Below are 20970 nucleotides of genomic sequence, written 5' to 3'. Positions count from 1 at the left end.
CGAAGCAGTGGCGTGAACGGAACGAGAGGACAAGGGATGGACATGGTCTTGGAAGCAGACCGGCTCGGCAAGCGGTACGGCAGCACCTGGGCGTTGCGGGACTGCTCGCTGCATCTGCCGGCCGGCCGGATCGCCGCGTTGGTCGGGCCGAACGGCGCGGGTAAGAGCACGCTGTTGCACCTGGCAGTGGGGCTGCTCAAGCCCGACGCCGGCACGGTCCGGGTGTTCGGCCGATCGCCGTACGGCGACACGGAGGGCCTGGCCGACATCGGGTTCGTCGCCCAGGACACCCCGCTGTACCGGGACTTCACCGCGGCCGAGCTGGTCATCGCCGGCGGCAAGCTGAACAAGCGGTGGGACGCGGCGTTGGCCCGCCAGCGGCTGGCCCAGCTCGGCATTCCACCGGACAAGCCGGTCGGCAAGCTCTCCGGTGGGCAGCGGGCCCAGGTTGCGCTTGCCCTGGCACTGGCCAAGCGGCCGAAGCTGCTGCTGCTCGACGAACCGGTCGCCAGCCTCGACCCGCTGGCTCGGCGGGAGTTCCTCCAGTCGCTGATGGGCAGCGTCGCCGAATCAGGCACCACCGTCCTGCTCTCCTCGCACCTGCTGGCCGACCTGGAACGGGTCTGTGACTACCTGATCGTGCTCAACGCCTCTCAGGTGCAGCTCACCGGCGCGGTCGACGACCTGGTCGCCGAGCACCGGCAGCTCGTCGGGCCGCGGCACGACGGCGGCGCTATCGGGGGCGTCGCCGCAGTGATCCGGGCCAGCCATACCGACCGGCAGTCCACGTTGCTCGTCCACACCGACGGGCCGGTCACCGATCCGGCCTGGACGGTCCGCGACGTCAGCCTGGAGGACGTCGTGCTGGCCTACCTCGCCGACGGCACCACGCAGACGAAGCACAGCGAGTGGGGGGTGGCGGCATGATCTGGTTGACCTGGCGGCAACACCGCAAGCAGGCGTTCTACACCCTGCTGGGGTTCGTGGCACTCGCCGCGCTGCTGGTGCCGATCGGCCTGTCGATGCGGAGCACATACGCCGACCTGGGGCTGGCCGACTGTGTGAGCCAGCTCGCCCGCGCCGACGTGGCACAGACGACCCGCGATGCCTGCGACGCGGGCTTCCACCGCTTCAGCAACCAGTACGCCAGCCTCAATCTAGTGGCGGTTCTGCTGATCACCCTGCCGGTGCTGGTCGGCCTGTTCTGGGGCGCCCCGCTGGTAGCCCGCGAGGTGGAGCAGGGCACGCATCGGTTCGTCTGGACCCAGGGTGTCGGCCGGAACCGGTGGGCCCTGGTGAAGTTCGGGCTGGTCGGCGCGTCCGTGCTGGTCCTCGCGGTCGGCTACGGGCTGGGCATGTCCTGGTGGGTCGATCCGCTGACCCAGGCTGCTCAGGAGGGCCGCCTCGGCATGATCGTCTTCGATCTGCAAGGCATCGCCCCGATCGGTTACACCCTCTTCGCCGTGGCGCTCGGCATCTTCGCCGGCACTGTGTGGAAGCGGATGCTGCCCGCCATGGGCATCACCCTCGCCGGGTTCATCGGCGTACGAGCGGCGGTGGAGATCCTGGCCCGGCCGCACTACCAGGCCGCCCGCACCAAGACCTTCCCGATCGAGGGGGACGGACCGCCGGTGATCAGCCGGGGGGACTGGATCCTCACCCAGGGCGTCCGGAACCCGGACGGGACGATGGTCGCGGAGGACACCCGGATCCAGTGCCCGCCGGGCGGAAAGGGGCCGGACGGTCGGGTCTGCGGGTCCGAGTTGGGCCTCGAGCCTGGCGCGTACAACTGGCAGCTTTACCAGCCGGCGGACCGGTTCTGGCTGTTCCAGAGCATCGAGACGGGCATCTTCGTCGCCCTCGCCGTGCTCCTGCTCTACCTCGCGGTGCGCCGGGTTCGCCGGATCGCCTAGCGGGGCGACGGGTGCTCGTCGGGGAGCGGGGGCCTCGACGAGCACCCGTCAGCGCAGACCCTCGACGGTCAGCGACAGCCAGGACGCCAGGTCGTGCAGCTCCTCGTGCACGGCCCGGGTCACCTCCGGGGTGAAGGGCACGTCCTCGTGGAGGGCGTGCACGGTGAGCGTGCCGCGCCGACGCTCGGCCGTGGCGTCCACCTTTCCGACCAGCCGATCGCCGTGCAGGATCGGCAACGCGAAGTAGCCCCACCGTCGACTCGCCCTGGGCTTGTACATCTCCAGCACGTACTCGTACTCGAAGAGGTCCGCGAGGCGGACCCGGTCGTGCACCAGCCGGTCGAACGGCGACAGCAGCGCCGTACGCCCGGTGAAGGGCTGCCCGAGCGCGGCCGGGTCCACCCGCCACTCCCCCGCGACACCGTCGATCAGCGCCGGCTCGCCGGCGTCGCCGACCTCGGCCGGCTCGCCCGGCACCACCACTGCCTTCGCCCGAGCGATGCCCAGCGCCCGCAGCCGTCGCTCGTTGCGAAGCCGGCGCGCCTGCTCCAGCTCGACGACGGGTACGCCGCCCGGGTAGACCCGCTGCGCCACGTCCCAGAGCCGCTGTCGGCCCTGGCGCCCGGCGATCGCGACCTCGCCGCGCAGCACCAGGAACTCCAGCATCTGGGTGACGTTGCGGTTGTTGGTCCAGCCCGACGACGGCCAGGGCACGACGCTCGTGTCCGGGATGTCGCGGGAGAGCAGCGGTCCGGATCGGCCGAGCAGGTCGAGCACGTCGCGTCGAAACGGGTCGTTGGCGCGCAGCCACTCGCGGTGGCGCTCATGACCGGGCGAGGCCGCCATCTCGGCGAGGAAGAGCCCCAGGTCGTCCATCGGTCGCACCATCGCGTGGTGCTCGAAGAGCGTCCGGTCCCGTTCGAGGGCCTGCCGCAGCTGGGCGGGCTGGTACGACGAGCCGAGCCGGCTCCAGCAGACGAGGTCGGCGCTGGGCGCGACGGCGGCGGTCGGGTCGATCTGCACCAGGGTCAACTGGCGGACCACGGTGAGCAGGTCGGCCGGGCGCGGAGCGGCCAACAGTTGGGCCCGGATGGCGATCCGCCGCGCCTGGGCCCGATCGAGTCGGTGCACGTCCACGGCGACGAGCCTAACGGCGGCCACCGACAACGATCGGGCCCACAGAGTCGGATCCCTCGCCCGCCCGGGCTCAGCCGGCCAGCCGCCGGTACCGGGCGACCGAGAGCGGCAGGAAGACCGCGACGAGGGCGAGCGGCCAGAGCACCGCCAGCCACGGGTAGTGCTGCGCCGCCCACGAGTCGCCACCCCAACCGGGGTTGCCGAACAGCTCGCGGGTGGCGCCGACGGTCGCCGACAGCGGGTTCCACGCGGCCACCGCGCCGAGCCAGACGGGCATGGTGGACGGTGCCACGAACGCGTTGGAGAGGAAGCCGAGCGGAAACTCCAGGGTCTGTACGGCCACCACGGCCGTCTGCCCACGGGTGACCAGCCCGAGGAAGATGCTGACCCAGATCAGTGCGAAGCGCAGCAGCAGGATCAATCCCACCGCCGCCAGCGTGGCACCGACCCCGCCGTGCGCCCGCCACCCGATTGCCAGACCGGTCAGCAGCAGGACCCCGAGGGTGACCAGCGCGAACAGCATGTCGGCCACCGCACGGGCCGCCAGCGGCGCCAGCGGCGAGACGGGCATCGATCGGAGCCGGTCGGTCACCCCGCGCTCCAGGTCCTCGGCGACGGCCATCGTGGTGAGGCTGATGCCGAAGACCATTGTCATCACGAACATGCCGGGCATCAGGAACTCCCGATAGTTGCCACCGCCGGGCACCTGCAACGCGCCACCGAACAGGTAGGCGAACATCAGCACGATCAGGATGTTGAAGCCGAGCGAGGCGATCAGCGGGCCAGGATCGCGTCGCCACCGGGCCAGGCCGCGCCAGATCAGCGTGCCGCTGTCGGCCAGGAGAGCGGGCCGGCCGGGCGTCAGATCCACCGCCGGGGTCGGCATGCTCGCCGCGCTCATGCTGCCACCTCGGCAGTCGGTGCCCGGTCCCCGGTGAGGTGCAGGAACACGTCGTCCAGGGTCGGTCGGCGCAGGGCGACGTCCGCCACCGGGACGTTCACGGCGTCGAGCGCCCGCAACACGTCGACGAGCACACCGGCTCGGCGACCGACCCGGACGCTCACCATCCGCCGATCCAGGTCGACAGTCGGTTCGTCGTCGGCCGCCCGGCGTACCTGGGCGACGGCGGCAGCAAGGTCGGTCGGTGCCGCGACGACCACCTCGATCCGGTCGCCGCCGAGCCGGGTCTTCAGGTCGTCCGGCGTCCCTTCGGCGATCACCCGGCCGGCCTCGACCACCGAGATCCGGTCGGCGAGTTGGTCGGCTTCGTCCAGGTGCTGGGTGGTGAGCAGCACTGTGGTGCCGGTGCGCACCAACTCCCGGACCGACTCCCACACCTCGTTGCGCCCGCGCGGGTCGAGCCCGGTGGTGGGCTCGTCGAGGAAGAGGACCGACGGGGCCAGGATCATGCCGGCCGCCAGGTCGAGGCGTCGGCGCATCCCCCCGGAGTACGTCCTGACCGGCTGCTCGGCGGCGTCGGCGAGACCGAAGCGTTCCAGTAGCTCGACCGCCCGCTGCCGGGCCCGGCGGCGACCCAGGTGGAACAGCCGGCCGAAGAGCACCAGATTCTGCCGGCCGCTCAACGCCTCGTCGAGCGCGGGATGCTGGCCCACCAGCCCGATGCGGTAGCGCACCCGGTCACGCTGGCGGGTCACGTCGAACCCGGCGACCTCGGCGCGGCCCTCGTCCAGCCGGAGCAGGGTGGACAGGATCCGTACCGAGGTGGTCTTCCCGGCCCCGTTCGGGCCGAGCAGGCCGCACACAGTTCCCTGCGGGACCCGCAGGTCGAAGCCGTCCAGCGCGTACCGGTCCCGATACCGCTTGCGCAGCCCTTCGGCCACTATCGCGTCGCCTCCGGTGGTCACAGCGCTCCCCTCCTCGAAACTGTCAAGGCAACAGCTACCGTACAACATACGGTAAGCAGTACGGGAAGCCTGATGCAGCCGGCAATGGCACTGTGGAGGAATTGCCACTTCCTGACGGTCGCCCGTCGGGACGCGGGGACTGACCGCCCGGATCGGTAGCCGGAGCAACGCAGCAGGCGGGCCCGGGGCGGGTCGCGACTACTCGGGCTCGGCGGTCCCGACCTGGCCCGCGACGCCGACGTTCAGCGGGTCGGCCAGGAGTTTGTCGAACGCCAGCTCGGCGGCGCCGATCAGGACGGCGTCGCGGCCGAGTGCCGCCGCGCGCAACCGCAGGTGCTCGCGGGAAGCGGGCAGTGGCATGGTGTCCAGCCGGTCCCGGACCACGTCCGCCCCGGCGGTGAAGATGTCGCGTAGCGAGCCACCGAACACCACGGCGTCCGGGTTGACCACGTTGACCAGGTTCGCCACGCCGAAACCGAGCCAGTCCGCCACCTGCTCGACCGCCGCACGGGCGGTCGGGTCGCCCTCCGCCGCCGCGCGCAGCACCTCGGCCACCGCCGCGCGGTCGCTCGGGTCACGGCCGGCGTGCCGTAGCAGCGCGGCCTCGGAGATCTCGGTCTCCCAGCAGCCGCGTGACCCGCAGCCGCAGGGCAGGCCATTGGGGTTGACGACCATGTGGCCGACCTTGCCGCTGTGCCCCCGGTGGCCGATCACCAGTCGGCCACCGACGATGATGCCGGCGCTGATGCCCAGGTCGCCGTGCAGGTAGATGACGTCGTCGATGCCGACCGCGACGCCCCGGACGTGCTCGGCCAGGCCGGCGATGTCGGCCAGGTCGCCGGCCACGAATCCGGGGCCGGAGCTGAACTCCGCCTCCAGCGCGGCGCCGAGCGTCTCGTCGATGCTGGCGATCCGGATCCTGCCGTCCGGGTCGCGGGTGGTGTCGGTGACCGCGGCAGCGCCGCCGACCAGCAGCGCGTCGCCGACCACCGAGCGTTCCATGTCACGGATCAGGTCGGCGAGGGGTCCGACGGCGTCGATCGCGGACATGCCGCGGGGTCGCGGGATTTCCCGCAGATCGAGGATCTGCCCGCCGAGGCCGACCCGGGCGGCACGCAGCCGGTCCGCGTCGATGCTCAACGCGTGTGCGTAGACCCGGTCGGAGCGGGGGCTGACCACCAGTGAGGGGCGGCCGGCGCGGCGGGCGGTGGTCGGCACCTCCTCGGTGACGAGGCCACTGGCGACGAGGTCGGCGGCGAGGGCGCCGATGGTGCTTCGGTTGAGGCCGAGCCGGCTGGTCAGCTCGGCGCGGGACGTCGGTCCGTGCAGGTGGACGTAGCGCAGCACAGCGCCGAGGTTCTGCCGCCGGATCTCCTCCTGGCTGGCGCCGGGGAGCGACGGCAGCGGGGATTCGGTGTTGCGGCCGACGCCGGCTGGCCTGGACCGTACTGGTGTCGCCACGGTCAGACCTCCTTCCGGGTCGATGCCGGTTGGTGCGGGGGTGCAGGGACGACGATGGGTCCCGGTAGAGGAGACCCGGGACCCATCGGCGTTACTACCTACCGTGCGGTGATTACTTGGTGAGCGGCGCGAGCTTCGGGTCGTTGGCGTACGCCTCAGCCGCGTTCGCCTTGGTGACGGCGACCGGCGGGAGCAGGTACGTGTCGACGACCTTGCTGCCGTTGTTGTAGGACTTGGTGTCGTTCACCTGCGGCTTGTCGCCGGCCTGGAGAGCCTTGACCATGTTGATGGTCTCCTTCACCAGGTTGCGGGTGTCCTTGTTGATCGTCATGTACTGCTCACCCTTGACGATCGACTTGACCGACTCGACCTCGGAGTCCTGACCGGTGACGACCGGGGTCGGCTTGCCAGCACCCTTGACCGAGGTCAGGATGGCGCGGGCCAGCGTGTCGTTCGGGGAGAGGACGCCGTCCAGCTCCTTGTTGCCGTAGGTCGAGGTCAGCAGCTGGTCCATGCGGGCCTGCGCACCCTCGGCCTTCCAGCCCTGGATGGCGGTCTGCTTGACGTCCTTCTGACCCGAGGCGACGACGACGTTGCCCTTGTCGATCTCCGGCTTGAGCACGTCCATCGCGCCGTTGAAGAAGACACCGGCGTTGTTGTCGTCCGGCGAGCCGGAGAACAGCTCGATGTTGTACGGGCCGTTCGGCTTCTTGGCCTTCATGCCGTCCAGCAGGGCCTGGCCCTGGAGCTGGCCGACCTTGAAGTTGTCGAACGCCACGTAGTAGTCGAGGTCCGGCGTGTTGGTGATCAGCCGGTCGTAGGCGATGACCTTGGCGCCGGCGGCGTGCGCCGCGGCGACCTGGGTCGCCAGCTGCGCGGCGTCGGTCGCGCCGATGACGATGACCTTGGCGCCCTTGGTGGTCATGGCGGTGATCTGGGCCTGCTGGTCGGCGACCGTGGTCGACGCGCCGGCGTACTGCACGTCAGCCTGGAAACCGGCCTCCTTGAGGCCGTTGGTGAACAGGTCACCGGCGAGGACCCAGTTCTCCGAGGTCTTGGCCGGCAGTGCGACACCGATCAGCGAGTTGGCCGCGAAGCCCTTGGCGGCCTCGCCGCCGGAGTCGCTGTCGCCGTCGCGGCCGGAGCCGCAGCCGGCGAGGGCCAGCATGGCGGCGGCGCTGATGGCCACCACCGAAGTGCCGAAGAATTTACGCATGGTGAGGACTTGCCTTTCTTGATGTGAGACGGGTGGTGAGGTCGGTGACCGTCAGCCGGACACCGCTGCCTTGGCGGGCTCGCGCTCCGCGTCCGGCGGTGAGGAGGGCGAGGCGGAGTCGTCGCGGCGGAACGGCCGCATCAGGCTCCCGATGATGGAGAACCGCCCCTGGCTCTTGTTGTAGACGTCGATCGCGACGGCCAGCAGCAGGACCAGGCCCTTGATGATCTGGACCTTGTCGGTGCCCACGCCCTGGAGCTGGAGGCCGTTGTTGAGCACGGCCATGACGAGACCACCGACGATCGAGCCGCTGATGGTGCCGATGCCGCCGGCGACGGCCGCGCCGCCGATGAAGACCGCGGCGATGGCGTCCAGCTCCCAGCCGTTGCCGTCCTGCGGGCCGGAAGCCTGCGAACGGGCCACGAAGATCATGCCGGCCAGCGCGGCCAGGACGGACATGTTCATCATGACGAAGAAGTTGACCCGCTTGAGCTTCACGCCGGACAGCTCGGCCGCCCGGGAGTTGCCGCCCACCGCGTAGATGTGCCGGCCGCCGGCCGTGTTGCGGGTGTAAAAGGAGTACGCGATGACCAGCGCCACCAGGATGATGCCCGAGATCGGGAAGCTGGTGCCGACGCGACCGCTGGCGAAGCGCAGCGCCGCGAAGGCGATGACCCCGACCATGACGGCCATCCGCAGGATCGAGATCCACATCGGCGCCGGGTTGGCGTCCATGGCCCGACGGGTGTTGCGGGCCCGGACCTCGCGCCACACCACTGCCACTGCGGCGGCCAGACCGAGCAGCAGCGTCGCGTTGTTGTAGCCGGTGTTCGGTCCGAACTCGGGCAGGAAGCCCGAGCCGATCTCGCGGAAGCCCTCCGGCACCGGAATGCTCTGCGCGTTGCCGATGAACTGGTTGCCACCGCGGAACAGCAGCATGCCGGCCAGGGTGACGATGAATGCCGGCACCCCGACGTACGCCACCCAGAAGCCCTGCCAGGCGCCGATCACTGCGCCGATGGCGAGGCCGAACACGATGGCAGCGGGCCAGGGCAGATCCCACTCGGTCATCGACTTGGCGACCAGGATGCCGGTGAAGGCCGCTACCGAGCCGACCGAGAGGTCGATGTGCCCGGCGACGATCACCATCAGCATGCCGATGGCCAGGATCAGGATGTACGAGTTCTGCTGGAACAGCGCGATCAGGTTGTCCGACCGCAGCGTCAGCCCGTTGGTCCAGATCTGGAAGATCAAGACGATCGCCACCAGGGTGAAGATCATCCCGAACTGGCGGGCGTTGGAGGTCGTGCCTCCAAACAGGTTCTTCTGAAGGTCCTTGATACGGCTCATCGGGTGGCCAACTTCTTCGTCGAGGTCATCTGCTTCATGAGGGTCTCCGGGTCCGCGTCCGCCCGAGCGATCTCGCCCGTGATGGCACCTTCGAACACGGTGTAGATGCGGTCGCAGAGCCCGATCAGCTCAGGCAGCTCCGAGGAGATGACGACGACGCCCTTCCCCTGGTCGGCGAGCCGCTGGATGATGCCGTAGATCTCGTACTTGGCGCCCACGTCGATGCCGCGGGTCGGCTCGTCGAGGATCAGCAGGTCCGGGTCGCTGAACATCCACTTCGCCAGGACGACCTTCTGCTGGTTGCCGCCGGAGAGCTTGGAGACGCCCTCGTCGACCGTCGGGGCCTTGGTCCGCAACTCCTTGCGGTACGCCTCGGCCGCCTGGTATTCCTCGACCTCGTCCAGCACGCCGTGGTGCGAGATCTTGGACAGCTTGGCGGCCACCGTCGACGTCTTGATGTCGTCGAGCAGGTTGAGGCCGAGCGCCTTACGGTCCTCGCTGACGTACGCGAGCCCGTTGTCGATGGCGTCCGCCACCGACTTCAGCACGATCTCCTTGCCGTCCTTGATGATGGTGCCCGACTCGTACACCCCGTAGGAGCGGCCGAAGACACTCATCGCCAGTTCCGTGCGGCCCGCGCCCATCAGCCCGGCGAAGCCGACGATCTCGCCGCGGCGCACCACGAAGCTCTCGTTCTTGCAGACCTGTCGGTCGGCGGAGATCGGGTGCCGGACGTTCCAGTTGCGGACCTCGAAGAAGACGTCGCCGATCTTCGGGGTGTGGTCCGGGAACCGGCTGCTCAGCTCACGGCCGACCATGCCCCGCACGATCCGGTCCTCGTCGACCCCGTCCGCCTTGACGTCGAGGGTCTCCACGGTCCGACCGTCGCGCAGGATGGTGATCTGATCGGCGATCGCCTCGATCTCGTTGAGCTTGTGCGAGATCATGATCGAGGTGATGCCGCGGGAGCGGAACCCGCGCAGCAGGTCCAGCAGGTGCCGGGAGTCGGCCTCGTTGAGAGCCGCGGTGGGCTCGTCGAGGATGAGCAGCTTCACGTCCTTGGCGAACGCCTTGGCGATCTCCACGAGCTGCTGCTTGCCGACCCCGATGTCCTTGATCAGGGTGTCCGGGTCCTCTTGCAGACCGACCCGGGCCATCAGGTCCAGCGCCATCCGGTTCGCGGCCTTCCAGTCGATCGCGCCCCGCTTGCGCGGTTCGTTGCCGAGGAAGATGTTCTCGGCGATCGACATCCCTGGAATGAGCGCGAGCTCCTGGTGGATGATCACGATGCCGGCGTTCTCACTGGCCCGGATGTCGGAGAACTTGCTCTCCGACCCCTGGTAGATGATCTTGCCGTCGTAGGTGCCGTGGGGGTACACCCCGCTGAGCACCTTCATCAGCGTGGACTTGCCCGCGCCGTTCTCGCCGCAGATGGCATGGATCTCGCCGGCGCGAACCACCAGGTTGACGTCGGAGAGGGCCTTGACTCCGGGAAACTCCTTGGTGATGGAGCGCATCTCAAGGAGGATGGGCACGTCGCTCATCGCTCGTACCACCTCGCCAACGTCATCGGTTGCCTCCGGAAGGTTGAACCTTCACTTGGTTTTGTTGTTGACGGCAACGTATTGCGGCCGAAGGGCCATCCGCAAGGCGAGAGGCTGTTGAAAAAGTAACAATCCGGCAATATAGACGTAGCAGAGTATTCGCCCGTCACAGCTACCTCAGCAGCCCCTCCGGGCACCTTGGCCTGTCGGTGGCAACGTTGTCAAATGGAAGGCAACCCCACTATCGACTCCGGTCACCCTTGACACGCCCGCCACCAGGCACGATCCACCGCCGGCCGGAGCGGGGGCGGCCGGCGGCGCGCGCCTTTTCATTGAGTGATCTTGATGGCGCCGCGACGCCCCCGCCGCGCCCACGGCGGCACGACGGTCTCCGGTCGACGGTGTGACCCACGCCTCTGCCCACCGGCCGGATCGACGGTGATCGGCTCGCCGGGCTCACGACCAGGAAGCGGACGTGTGACTTAACGTCCCTTAAGGGCGAATCGGGGCGGTCCGCCGGTACCGCGCCCGCGGTGCTGGCCCGGTCAGGACGGGCGCAGCACCGCCTTGATCACCCCGTCTTCCCGGCGGTCGAAGCGGCGGTACAGCTCGGGGGCGTCGGCGAGGGTGCCGTGGTGGGTGACGATCATGCTGGGTCGCGCTCGGCCCGTGACGACCAGGTCCCGCAGCAGGACTGTGTAACGGCGGTCGTGGGTGCGACCGAACCGGACCGCCACCCCCTTGCTGAACAGCGCTCCCCACGGCGCGACCAGGTTCTCCTGGCCGTCCGCGCCGGGGCCGGGGTGTGGGTCCCGGTCCGGGTAGACACCGGCGACCGCGATCGCGCCGACGGCGTTGACCAGCCGGGCCGCGTCGGTGATGACCTGGTTCGGACGCTCCCGGTCGGGGTGCTCCCGGTCGCGGGCCTGGAACCCGACCGCGTCGATGACCTTGTCGACCCCGCCCAGCTTCTCCTCGCCGAGCGGCAACCCGGCCCGGGCCCGGTCGGCGCGGATCTGCTCGACCGGGTCGCCCGGCGGAAGTCGATCGGCACGGCGCCGATCTCACCGGCCTTGTCGAGTCGGGCGTCGACCCCGTCGACGGAGTACACGACCCGGGCGCCGCGCAGCAGTGCCGAGTAGGCGCCGAGCAGGCCGACAGTGCCGGCGCCGAACACCGCCACGGTGTCACCGGGCTCGACCTCGGCAAGGGCGGCGGCGGCGTGCCACCCGGTGACGAACGCGTCGGCGAGCAGCACGAAGTCGTCCTCGTACCCGTCCCCCGGCTCGCCGGGCAGGGGTACGCAGTTGGCGTCGGCCCACGGCACGCGCAACAGGTCGGCCTGCGCGCCCCGGTACGGACCCATCCCGGCGTAGCCGTACGCCGCGCCCGGCCCCTCGGCCCGGGCTCGCAGACAGGCCGCCGAGAGCCCGCGAGCGCACATCACACACGTCCCGCAGAACAGGTGCGTGGGGATCACCACCCGGGTGCCCGGCCGGACGGTCTGCACCGCGGCGCCCACCTCCTGCACCACACCCAACGGTTCGTGACCGAGCACCAGGCCGGGCTCGGCGCTGGTCCGTCCGTCGTACATGTGCAGGTCGGTCCCGCACAGGGCGGTGGAGGTGATCCGCACGAGCGCGTCGGTCTCCGCCTCCAGTGTCGCGTCGGGCACCTCCCGCACGTCGACGGTCCGGACGTCCGCGTAGACGACGGCTCTCATCCCGGGTCTCCTGTTCGGCGCTGGACGACCGGTCTTCCCCCGACCTGCCCGTTCATGCCTGCCCGGGCAGGCGGCGGCCAGGCGTTCGACGGTGCTATCTTAGGACCCCTAAGTTATTTCCTAGCGAGACAAAGGTTCGGTATGCCACGACAGGGTCTGACCAGCGCGCGCGTCACGGCCGCCGCAGCCGACCTGGCGGATTCGGTCGGCCTGTCCCGGTTGACCGTCGCCGCCGTCGCCCGGCATTTCGGGGTCTCGGACGCCGCCCTGTACGTGCACGTCCGCAGCCGCGACGCGTTGATCGAGCAGGTCGCGGTCCGGGCGGCAGACACGTTCGCCGACGCGCTCGCGATCGCGGTGGCCGGGCGGGCCGGCCGTCAGGCCCTGGTCGGGTTCGCCGACGCCTGGCGCACGTTCGCCGTCACACACCCGGGGCAGTACGCGGCGACCCAGCTTCAGCTGCCGCCCGAGGTCGGCACGAGGTCGCCGGGGCACCTCCGCCTGATCGAGCTGAGCTACGCGATGCTGCGCGGGTACGGGCTCGACGAGCCGGCCCTGACCGACGCGATCCGATTCGTCCGCAGCACCTTCCACGGCTTCGCAAGCCTCGAAACGGTCGACGGTTTCGGGCATCCCCGCCCTGTCGACGCGTCGTGGCAGTCGATCGTCGACGCGGTGCACACCACGTTGAGCAACTGGCCAACCGAGAAACAGGAGCAACAGTGAGCAGCCACGATCAGTCGGTCGAGTCGGCCGACGGGACCCGCCTGGTGGTGCGACGCCTGGGCGTCGGCGACCCCGTCGTCCTGGTGCACGGCTCGGGAGGCGGGCTGCACTCCTGGGCCGCCGTAGCGGAGCACCTCGCCCACGACCACGAGGTATGGCTGCCGGCGCGGCGCGGATACGGTCCCAGCGACGCCCCGGCCGACACCAAGTCCTTCCGGGAGGAGACCGACGATTTGATCGCCATCATCGAGGCGGCCCGGCAGTCCTCGGGCCGACCGGTTCATCTCGCCGGCGCGTCCTACGGCGCGACACTGGCGTTGCACACCGTACGGGCCGATCCGCGCGACGTCCGCTCGCTGGCCATCTTCGAGCCGCCGCTCTTCGCGGCCGGGGCGGAGATCGTGCCGGCGCTCGACCGGTACCGTGCCGCCTTCGAGCGCGGCGACGCCGCCGCGATGGCAGCGGCTTTGAACGACGTGACGCGGGTCCCGGCCGAGATCGTCGCCGCGATCTCCGCGGGCGCGGGCGATCGGGTGCCCGACCCGGTCGAGGCGCGCCGCTCAGCGGTCGGCTGGCTGCACGATCTTGAGGCCCTCGCGCAGGACAGCACGGACATCACCCGGTGGTCCTCGATCGCCGTGCCGACTCTCCTGCTGGCCGGCGCGGACACCTGGGAGCCGATGCCCACCACGATGAACGCCCTCGCGGCGACGATCCCGGCGGCGCGTCATGTCGTGTGGCCGGGTCAGTCGCACTTCGTGACCATGACGGCGCCCACCCTGGTCGCCGACGCCCTGCGGCAGTTCTTCGCCGAGGCCCCGCCGGTCTGAGCCGAACCGCCCGAACGCCGGCGGCGGCCGGTGGCGCACCGGCCGCCGCCACGGAATTGTCCCGCTGCCGGTGCGGTGAACCCGGCCGACGGTCTGACGGCGCGTCTACTCGGGCACCTGCCGCTGGCGGAACTGCTCGACCGGGAGGCCGCCGCGACCCCAGTTCTCGGTCTCGACCTCGTCGATCACCACGAACGTGGACGTCAACGGCTTGTTCAGGACGTCGCGCAGCAGCTCGCTCACGCCCTTGATGAGGGCGGCCTTCTCCTCGGCGGTCGCCGCGGACCTCCCCGCGGTGCTGCCCTCGCGAGTGATCTGGATGGTCACGATCGGCATCGGCTACTCCCTTCTCGATGTGGGGTGGGGTCAGTGACCGGCGTTCTGGCCGCCGTCGACGTGCAGGATCTCGCCGGTGACGAACGGGGCGGACTCGAGGTAGAGGACGGCGTCGACCACGTCGCTGGTCTCGCCCATCCGGCCGACCGGGTGCAGGCCAGCGAGCGTCTGGTGCGTCTCGACCGGGTGCATCGGGGTCTTGATGATGCCGGGCGCGACGGCGTTGACCCGTACGCCGCGAGTCGCGTACTCGATGGCCAGGGACTTGGTGGCGGAGCTGAGGCCGCCCTTGGTCAGGGACGCGAGCGCCGACGGCACGTGCGAACTGGGCTGGTCGACGAAGCTGGTCGTGATGTTGACGATGTGTCCCGAGCCGCCGGTCAGCAGGTGCGGCAGGACGCGTCGGGTGAGGTGGAAGAAGCCGGCGAGGTTGACCCCGGTGACCAGGTCGAACTCCTCATCGGTGTAGTCGGTGAACGGCTTGGCGACGAAGACCCCGGCGTTGTTCACCAGAGTGTCGATCCGCCCGAAGCGGTCCAGCGCGGCACGCACCACCCGATCCGCGGTGTCGGCCTCGGCGATGTCACCCCGGACCGTGACGATCTCCGGGTCGTCGGACGCGCCGATCGAGCGTGAGGTCGCGACGACGGCGTACCCGAGCTTGCGGTAGGCGTCCACCAGGTCGGCGCCGATGCCCTGAGAGGCGCCGGTGATCACAACGACCTTCTGGCCCTGACTGCTGTTCATGAGGAAACCACCTTCACTAGACGACTGGTCTACTAAAAGCTAGCCGACCGGTCGTGTATCGTCGAGGCATGGGCCGGACCAGTGACGCGAAGAACAAGATCCTCGACGCGGCAGCCACGCTGATCGAGCAGCGCGGCTACACGGCGCTCGGCGTGGCCGAGATCTGCGCGGCGGCGGGCGTGCCGAAGGGCAGCTTCTACTACTTTTTCGAGTCCAAGCAGGCGCTCGCCCGTGCCGTCATCGACGAGCACTGGGTCACCCAGCGCCGCCAGTGGGAGCAGTTGCTCGGCAGCGAGCGCGACCCGCTCCAGCGACTCCGGGACCTGTTCGAGGCCACCGAGGAGATCCAGCGCGTCGGCCAACAGAAAGCCGGCGTGGTCGCGGGCTGCCTGTTCGGCAACCTCGCCCTCGAACTCAGCAACCAGGCCGAGGAGATCCGCGGTCGGCTCCAGGAGATCTTCGAGGAGCAGATCGGCCTCATCGAGCAGGTCGTCGTCGAGGCGAAGGAGCGCGGCCTGGCCGGCCCGGCGGTCGACAGCCGGGAGGCCGCCCGATCGATCGTCGCGCAGATCGAGGGGCGGGTCCTGCTCGCGAAGCTGCTCAACGATCCGACCCAGTTGGAGACGCTCTGGCGCAACTGCCTCGATCTCCTCCAGGTGCCGGCGCAGGCGCGGACGACCACCACCGGCTGAACGGACGACGGTCGCTGACCGTCCACCGGGCGCACTGCGCGGCCGCTCAGTAACATCGGCGAGGCACGATATTCAGGCGGACCACTCCCGACCGGATCGAGCACTCGCCATGACAACCGAGCAGACCACGTCTCCCCCGCGTGCCGGTGTTGGCATCGCCGCTCAGGGGCTGGGCCAGCGCGTCCGGACCGGTCGCCAGATCCTGACCGACATCTCCCTGACCATCGCGCCGGGCGAGCTGGTCGCGATCATCGGTGCCAGCGGCGCCGGCAAGACCACCCTGCTGGAGCTCCTCGCCAGGGTGCAGCAGCCGACGGCGGGCACCGTGAGGTACGACGGCACCGCCGCGGCCGGCACCATCGGCCTCGTTCCGCAGGACGACATCATCCACCGCGAACTGCCGCTGGCCCGCACCCTGCGGCACGCCGCCCGACTGCGCCTGCCCTCCGCCACCCGGCCGGCCGAGATCAGTGACCGGGTCACGGAGGTGCTCGCCGAGCTGCGACTCACCGACCGGTCCGCCACACCGGTCGGCCTGCTCAGTGGCGGTGAACGCAAGCGCGCCAGCATCGCCGTCGAACTACTCACCCGACCCGGCGTGTTCTTCCTCGACGAGCCCACCTCCGGGCTGGACCCGGCGATCGCCGTGGAGCTGCTCCGGGTGCTCCGCGCGCTCGCCGACACCGGCGCCACCGTCGTGCTGACCACCCACCAGGTCACCGACGTGGACCATTGCGACCGGGTCGTCGTGCTGACCCGTCAGGGCCGCCTGGCGTTCACCGGCACCCCGGCCGCCGCCCGGGAGTTCTTCGGCCTTCGGTCCCTCGTCGAGGTGCACCTCCGGCTGGACGACGCGACAGAACCCGGCGAGTGGCCCGACCGCTTCGCCGAGCAGCGCGAGGCCGAACAGCCGCGCCGTACCAACGACGACTGTGACATCGCCGCGACGTCGCCGCGGCGCGTCGGCCGGATGCGCCAGTGGGCAATCCTCACCGCGCGCAACGCGGAAATCGTCGCCCGGAACCGGCTCACCCTGGCGATCCTGCTCGGCTCACCGCTGATGGTGCTCGGCATGTTCGCGCTGCTGTTCCGTCCCGGGGCGTTCGAGCCGACCAGACCCAGCCCGACGGTGACCGTGATGATCCTGTTCTGGATCGCGTTCGGCGGCTTCTTCTTCGGGCTGACCTACGGGCTCCTGCAGATCTGCACCGAACTGCCGATCCTGAGCCGGGAGCGGCTGGCCGGTGTCCGGCTGGCCCCGTACCTGTTGGCGAAGGTCGCGGTGTTGCTGCCGCTGCTGGCCCTGGTGGACCTGGCCCTGCTCGGGGTGCTGCGCGGGATGGACCGGCTGCCACCGGTCGGCGGCGCCGACTTCGCCGCCCTCTACACGACCCTGCTGCTCTCCTCGGCGGCGGCGCTCGCCCTCGGTCTGCTCTGCTCGGCTGCCGTGTCCGACGCGGCCCAGGCGACGCTCATGCTGCCGATGCTCTGCTTCCCACAGGTGCTGTTCGTGGGCGCGATCCTGCCGGTCCCGGCGATGGCGGTCGGCGGCCAGTGGCTCAGCCACGCGATGTCGAACCGGTGGGCGTTCGAGGGGCTCGGGCACACCGCCGGGGTGGAGCGGCTCTGGCGCGACGGTGGCTCCCCGCTCGGCCCGCCGCTGCTGTCCACGTACGGCGACAGCTTCTCCCGGCCGGTCTGGGTCGACTGGCTGGTGCTCGGCGGTTTCGTGCTGCTCTTCCTGGGCGCGGCCTGGGTGGTCCTGGCCCGACGGGACGTCCGCCGTGCGTCCTGACCCGACACCGCACGCCTCCCCCACTGCGCTGTCGGGATACACCGCCACCGGCCGGATCGACGAGCTGCGCGCCACCGAGTACCGACACCTGGACACCGACGGGAAGGTGTACCTCGACTACGCCGGGGCCGGGGTGGCGGCCCAGGCCCAGGTTCGTGCGCACCACGATCGGCTGCTCGCCGGCCTGTACAGCAACCCCCACTCGGAGAACCCCACGAGTGTGGCGGCGGGCTCACTGGTGGAGTCGGCGCGACGGGCGGTGCTCGACTTCTTCCGCGCCGACCCGGCAGAGTACGCGGTGGTCTTCACCCCGAACGCCAGCGGCGCGTGCCGGCTGGTCGGCGAGGCGTACGACTTCGGCCGGTCCGCGCCGCTGGTACTGACCTGGGACAACCACAACTCGGTGAACGGCATCCGCGAGTACGCCCGGTCGTCCCGCGCCTCCGTCCGCTACGTGCCGCTGAGCGGGCCGGAACTGCGGGTCGCCGAGTCGGACCTGGTCGCGGCGCTCGACGCCGGTCGGGGCGGCCTGCCCCGTCGGTGGGGTCGGTCCGGTCGTCGTGGGCTGTTCGCCTATCCGGCGCAGAGCAACTTCTCCGGTGTGCAGCACCCGCTGGGCTGGGTGGAGCTGGCCCACCAGCGGGGCTACGACGTGCTGCTCGACGCTGCCGCCTTCGCGCCGACGAACCGGCTGGACCTCAGCGTCGTCCGGCCGGATTTCGTGTGTCTGAGCTGGTACAAGCTCTTCGGCTACCCCACCGGGGTCGGCGCGCTGCTAGCCCGCCGTACGGCGCTGGCCCGGTTGCGCCGTCCGTGGTTCGCCGGCGGCACGATCCGCGCGGTCAGCGTGCAGGGCGACTGGCACCGGCCGATGGACGACGAGTCGGCGTTCGAGGACGGCACGCTCAACTTCCTGAGCATCCCGGACGTGGAGTTCGGGTTGCGCTGGCTCGACTCGATCGGCGTGGACCTCGTACACGCGCGGGTCGGCCTGCTCACCGAGTGGCTGCTGGAGCGACTGGCCACCCTGCGGCACGACACCGGCGGGCCGCTGGTCCAGGTGTACGGGCCGGCGACGGGTGCGGGGCGCGGTGGCACCGTGACGTTCAACCTCCGCCACCCGGACGGCACGCTTGTCGACGAACGGCTCGTGGCACGGGAGGCGGCAGCGGCCGGCTTCTCCCTGCGTACCGGCTGTTTCTGCAACCCGGGCGCGGGCGAGGGCGCGTTCGGCATCAGCCGGAAGTCCACCCGGCAACGGCTGTTGGCCGGGGTCGACACGATCGACGCGTATCTCGCCGCGTTGCGGCTGCCCACGGGCGGCGCGGTCCGGGTCTCGTTCGGACTGGCTTCCACGGCGACCGACGCGGAACGCTTCGTCGCCTTCGCCCAGTCGACCTATCTCAACCGGGACCGCGGCGCCGAGTCACCGCTGCCGCCTCGGCTGCGCTGCTGACCTGCCCGACCGCGCCGGCTAGCTGACCTGGGCCACCGGTGCCGGGCGGTGCTTGATCTCCTCCATGAACGGGAACCGGGCGGTCAGCTCGGCGAAGGTCAGGCCAGCCCGCCAGGCGGCGGCGACCTGGGCGACCTGCACCAGGTCCATGACGTCACCGCGCGCGAGAACCTCTCCCGAGACGCGAAGGTCGATCATGAAGTATCGGGCCTGTGAGCCCAGCCCCACGCAGACAACGCCCTCGCCGGAGTGCAGCTCGGCGCAGGTGAATCGGGCCCGCCCCTGCTCCGGCGCGGTCACCCGGCCGACCTCGAGCCCGTGCCGGGCTGCGGTTTCGATGAGCGCGGGGGCCAGGCCACCCCGCTCGACCAGATCCGGGTAGAGGCGCACACCCAGCGCCGTCGACGCCTCGCTCATGACTGACTCCCACTTCCTTGTGACAGAGACCAGCAGCGCGCAGGTTACGGGAACGTTTCCGGCACGCCTCGTCATCCTGTCCCGCGTGGACGCCCCACGGCAATAGGAAGGGTCGATTCGACCGCTATCGAGTAACCCTCGGCCGCGCCGAACTCCTTCGATGGGTCAGAGCCGTCCATCTCGGAGACATCGATCGACGCCACGCTGACGACCGGGGTCGACGCCCTGCCGCTCACTGGTCAGCATCGGGCGGTAACGGACGGTCGTGATATTGGAAACACTCTTGACAGAAAGACACGATATCGACATGCTTCGCTTTAGAGAGCGCTCTCTGTCCTGGCAAACCGCCTCCACCCCCACGCTGAGGAGCCTCCCGTGTTCACAGCCCGGCCCAGCCTCCGCTTCCGCCCCCTCGTACTCCTGGCGGCCGCCCTCGTCGCCACCACGACGGCGCTCGTCGTCCCGGCGCACCCCGACCGGGCCGAAGCCGCCATCGGCCCCATCAGCTGGCAGGACGAGTTCAACTCCCCCGCCGGCACGCCCGTCGACCAGAACAAATGGCGGTTCGACACCGGCGGTGGCGGCTGGGGCAACAACGAACGGCAGTACTACACGAACAGCACCAGCAACGCCGTCCACGACGGCCAGGGCAACCTGGTCATCACCGCCCGCCGGGACAACCCCGCCAACTACCAGTGCCACTACGGGCGCTGCGAGTACACGTCGGCGCGGTTGCTGACGGCGGCCACCTTCACCCAGACGTACGGGCGATTCGAGGCCCGGATCAAGATCCCGCGTGGTCAGGGCATCTGGCCGGCCTTCTGGATGCTCGGCACCGGTGGCGGGTGGCCCGACGCCGGCGAGATCGACGTCATGGAGAACATCGGCCGGGAGCCCAACACCGTCTACGGCACCGTGCACGGGCCCGGCTACTCCGGCGGCGGCGGCATCACGGGCAGCCGCACCCTCGGTGCGCCGCTCGCCGACACCTTCCACACCTACCGGGTGGACTGGGAGCCGAACGTCATCACCTGGTATGTCGACGGGGTGCAGTACCACCGGGTCGATCCGGCTCGGCTCGGCGGCAACCGGTGGGTGTTCGACCACCCCTTCTTCATGATTCTCAACGTGGCGGTCGGCGGTAACTGGCCCGGCTACCCGGACGGCTCGACCCAGTTCCCGCAGCAGATGCTCGTCGACTACGTCCGGGTGTCCAGCTACACCTCGGGTGGCGGGGGCGACCCGGCTCCCGGCACCAGCCGGATCAGGGGTGCGCAGAGCGGTCGCTGCATCGACATCCCCGGCGCCGATCCGGTCGAGGGCGCCAAACTCCAGATCTGGGACTGCAACACCACGGCGGCCCAGAGCTGGACCTTCGCCTCCGACGGGACCATCCGGGCGATGGGCAAGTGCATGGACCCGGCCTGGGCCGGCACCGCCAACGGCACCGAGGTCAACCTGGTCAGTTGCAACGGCAACACCGCGCAACGCTTCACCCTCAACGCCGCCGGTGACCTGGTCAACCTCAACGCCAACAAGTGCGTGGACGTACGGGAGGCCAACCCCAACAACGGCGGCAAGCTGCACCTGTGGGACTGCCTCGGCGCCGCCAACCAGAAGTGGTCTCGCATCTGAGCTGACCGCATGGGCACGAAGGAGTGGGCCGTCCGAGCAGAACTCGGGCGGCCCACGCCGTGCGGGCCCGCTCACCTCCTCGAGCGGGATTGGCTCGATGAGCCGGGAGGCCAGGCTTACGCCCAC

19 protein-coding genes are annotated in these 20970 nt (G+C 70.2%); 8 read left to right on the top strand and 11 right to left on the bottom strand.

The genetic code is table 11. From position 1 onward, the window contains the following. The first annotated feature begins 36 nt into the window (after positions 1-36). Together ABZU74_RS11970 and ABZU74_RS11965 are read left to right on the top strand one after the other, a co-directional pair. Complete coding sequence (locus ABZU74_RS11970) at positions 37-927, top strand: ABC transporter ATP-binding protein (protein ID WP_355421674.1); 891 nt, start codon at positions 37-39, stop codon at positions 925-927. Next, positions 924-1913 (top strand): transporter, encoded by a 990-nt coding sequence (locus ABZU74_RS11965; RefSeq protein ID WP_355421672.1) that lies wholly within the window; start codon positions 924-926, stop codon positions 1911-1913. The genes ABZU74_RS11970 and ABZU74_RS11965 overlap by 4 nt, the downstream gene beginning before the upstream one ends. A 48-nt stretch (positions 1914-1961) precedes the next feature. On the opposite strand, the gene ABZU74_RS11960 is transcribed toward ABZU74_RS11965, so the two are convergent. The 8 genes from ABZU74_RS11960 to ABZU74_RS11925 all read right to left on the bottom strand — a co-directional run bounded on the left by ABZU74_RS11960 (position 1962) and on the right by ABZU74_RS11925 (position 12210). Beyond that, positions 1962-3050 (bottom strand): crosslink repair DNA glycosylase YcaQ family protein, encoded by a 1089-nt coding sequence (locus ABZU74_RS11960; protein ID WP_355421669.1) that lies wholly within the window; start codon positions 3048-3050, stop codon positions 1962-1964. A gap of 70 nt (positions 3051-3120) precedes the next feature. Further along, positions 3121-3951, bottom strand: a complete 831-nt coding sequence (locus ABZU74_RS11955; RefSeq protein WP_355421667.1) for an ABC transporter permease — start codon at positions 3949-3951, stop codon at positions 3121-3123. After that, positions 3948-4916, bottom strand: a complete 969-nt coding sequence (locus tag ABZU74_RS11950; RefSeq protein WP_355421664.1) for an ATP-binding cassette domain-containing protein — start codon at positions 4914-4916, stop codon at positions 3948-3950. Before ABZU74_RS11950 ends, ABZU74_RS11955 begins: the two co-directional genes overlap by 4 nt. A gap of 198 nt (positions 4917-5114) precedes the next feature. Further along, positions 5115-6320, bottom strand: coding sequence for an ROK family transcriptional regulator (locus ABZU74_RS11945; protein WP_355421914.1), 1206 nt, complete (start codon positions 6318-6320; stop codon positions 5115-5117). 169 nt (positions 6321-6489) lie between these two features. Beyond that, positions 6490-7593, bottom strand: a complete 1104-nt coding sequence (locus tag ABZU74_RS11940; RefSeq protein ID WP_355421661.1) for a sugar-binding protein — start codon at positions 7591-7593, stop codon at positions 6490-6492. Between the two features lie 51 nt (positions 7594-7644). Next, on the bottom strand, positions 7645-8943 hold the full coding sequence (mmsB, locus tag ABZU74_RS11935) for a multiple monosaccharide ABC transporter permease (protein ID WP_355421658.1): 1299 nt from the start codon (positions 8941-8943) through the stop codon (positions 7645-7647). Beyond that, positions 8940-10487 carry a multiple monosaccharide ABC transporter ATP-binding protein gene (gene mmsA / locus ABZU74_RS11930; protein WP_355421655.1) on the bottom strand — a complete coding sequence of 516 codons (1548 nt, stop codon included), beginning with the start codon at positions 10485-10487 and terminating at the stop codon, positions 8940-8942. Before mmsA ends, mmsB begins: the two co-directional genes overlap by 4 nt. Positions 10488-11133: 646 nt before the next feature. Beyond that, positions 11134-12210 (bottom strand): alcohol dehydrogenase catalytic domain-containing protein, encoded by a 1077-nt coding sequence (locus ABZU74_RS11925; protein WP_355421652.1) that lies wholly within the window; start codon positions 12208-12210, stop codon positions 11134-11136. A 141-nt stretch (positions 12211-12351) separates the two neighbouring features. Between ABZU74_RS11925 and ABZU74_RS11920 the strand changes: the two genes are divergently transcribed. Together ABZU74_RS11920 and ABZU74_RS11915 are read left to right on the top strand one after the other, a co-directional pair. Next, complete coding sequence (locus ABZU74_RS11920) at positions 12352-12936, top strand: TetR/AcrR family transcriptional regulator (protein WP_355421649.1); 585 nt, start codon at positions 12352-12354, stop codon at positions 12934-12936. Continuing rightward, positions 12933-13766 carry an alpha/beta fold hydrolase gene (locus ABZU74_RS11915; RefSeq protein WP_355421646.1) on the top strand — a complete coding sequence of 278 codons (834 nt, stop codon included), beginning with the start codon at positions 12933-12935 and terminating at the stop codon, positions 13764-13766. Before ABZU74_RS11920 ends, ABZU74_RS11915 begins: the two co-directional genes overlap by 4 nt. Before the next feature lie 105 nt (positions 13767-13871). On the opposite strand, the gene ABZU74_RS11910 is transcribed toward ABZU74_RS11915, so the two are convergent. Together ABZU74_RS11910 and ABZU74_RS11905 are read right to left on the bottom strand one after the other, a co-directional pair. Continuing rightward, positions 13872-14102, bottom strand: a complete 231-nt coding sequence (locus ABZU74_RS11910; protein ID WP_355421643.1) for a 4-oxalocrotonate tautomerase family protein — start codon at positions 14100-14102, stop codon at positions 13872-13874. Between the two features lie 30 nt (positions 14103-14132). Next, positions 14133-14849 carry an SDR family oxidoreductase gene (locus tag ABZU74_RS11905; RefSeq protein ID WP_355421640.1) on the bottom strand — a complete coding sequence of 239 codons (717 nt, stop codon included), beginning with the start codon at positions 14847-14849 and terminating at the stop codon, positions 14133-14135. Positions 14850-14917: 68 nt separating this feature from the next. Between ABZU74_RS11905 and ABZU74_RS11900 the strand changes: the two genes are divergently transcribed. The 3 genes from ABZU74_RS11900 (at position 14918) to ABZU74_RS11890 (ending at position 18792) form a co-directional block, all read left to right on the top strand. After that, a complete protein-coding gene (locus ABZU74_RS11900; RefSeq protein ID WP_355421637.1) occupies positions 14918-15541 on the top strand; it encodes a TetR/AcrR family transcriptional regulator in 624 nt (207 codons plus the stop codon). A 109-nt stretch (positions 15542-15650) separates the two neighbouring features. Further along, the gene (locus ABZU74_RS11895) at positions 15651-17336 is read left to right on the top strand and encodes an ATP-binding cassette domain-containing protein (RefSeq protein WP_355421634.1); all 1686 of its coding nucleotides are present in this window, start codon (positions 15651-15653) and stop codon (positions 17334-17336) included. Further along, the gene (locus ABZU74_RS11890; protein ID WP_355421631.1) at positions 17326-18792 is read left to right on the top strand and encodes an aminotransferase class V-fold PLP-dependent enzyme; all 1467 of its coding nucleotides are present in this window, start codon (positions 17326-17328) and stop codon (positions 18790-18792) included. Before ABZU74_RS11895 ends, ABZU74_RS11890 begins: the two co-directional genes overlap by 11 nt. A gap of 18 nt (positions 18793-18810) precedes the next feature. Here the strand turns inward: ABZU74_RS11890 and ABZU74_RS11885 are convergent, their stop codons facing one another. Further along, positions 18811-19209, bottom strand: coding sequence for a hypothetical protein (locus tag ABZU74_RS11885; protein WP_355421629.1), 399 nt, complete (start codon positions 19207-19209; stop codon positions 18811-18813). A 375-nt stretch (positions 19210-19584) separates the two neighbouring features. On the opposite strand from ABZU74_RS11885, the gene ABZU74_RS11880 reads away from it, so the two are divergent. Continuing rightward, a complete protein-coding gene (locus tag ABZU74_RS11880; RefSeq protein WP_355421627.1) occupies positions 19585-20844 on the top strand; it encodes a family 16 glycosylhydrolase in 1260 nt (419 codons plus the stop codon). Positions 20845-20970 lie beyond the last annotated feature (126 nt).

Source organism: Micromonospora sp. NPDC005171 (assembly GCF_040608575.1).
Lineage (GTDB): Bacteria > Actinomycetota > Actinomycetes > Mycobacteriales > Micromonosporaceae > Micromonospora.
The sequence above is the reverse complement of the archived record's forward strand: the minus strand, read 5'-3'. Positions and strand labels throughout refer to the sequence as shown.

Coding starts and splice junctions, on each gene's coding strand:
- mmsA (WP_355421655.1), bottom strand. CDS start 10,487: ATGAGCGACGTGCCCATCCTCCTTGAGATGCGCTCCATCACCAAGGAG.
- ABZU74_RS11925 (WP_355421652.1), bottom strand. CDS start 12,210: ATGAGAGCCGTCGTCTACGCGGACGTCCGGACCGTCGACGTGCGGGAG.
- ABZU74_RS11955 (WP_355421667.1), bottom strand. CDS start 3,951: ATGAGCGCGGCGAGCATGCCGACCCCGGCGGTGGATCTGACGCCCGGC.
- ABZU74_RS11900 (WP_355421637.1), top strand. CDS start 14,918: ATGGGCCGGACCAGTGACGCGAAGAACAAGATCCTCGACGCGGCAGCC.
- ABZU74_RS11965 (WP_355421672.1), top strand. CDS start 924: ATGATCTGGTTGACCTGGCGGCAACACCGCAAGCAGGCGTTCTACACC.
- ABZU74_RS11895 (WP_355421634.1), top strand. CDS start 15,651: ATGACAACCGAGCAGACCACGTCTCCCCCGCGTGCCGGTGTTGGCATC.
- ABZU74_RS11885 (WP_355421629.1), bottom strand. CDS start 19,209: ATGAGCGAGGCGTCGACGGCGCTGGGTGTGCGCCTCTACCCGGATCTG.
- ABZU74_RS11970 (WP_355421674.1), top strand. CDS start 37: ATGGACATGGTCTTGGAAGCAGACCGGCTCGGCAAGCGGTACGGCAGC.
- ABZU74_RS11910 (WP_355421643.1), bottom strand. CDS start 14,102: ATGCCGATCGTGACCATCCAGATCACTCGCGAGGGCAGCACCGCGGGG.
- mmsB (WP_355421658.1), bottom strand. CDS start 8,943: ATGAGCCGTATCAAGGACCTTCAGAAGAACCTGTTTGGAGGCACGACC.
- ABZU74_RS11905 (WP_355421640.1), bottom strand. CDS start 14,849: ATGAACAGCAGTCAGGGCCAGAAGGTCGTTGTGATCACCGGCGCCTCT.
- ABZU74_RS11920 (WP_355421649.1), top strand. CDS start 12,352: ATGCCACGACAGGGTCTGACCAGCGCGCGCGTCACGGCCGCCGCAGCC.
- ABZU74_RS11940 (WP_355421661.1), bottom strand. CDS start 7,593: ATGCGTAAATTCTTCGGCACTTCGGTGGTGGCCATCAGCGCCGCCGCC.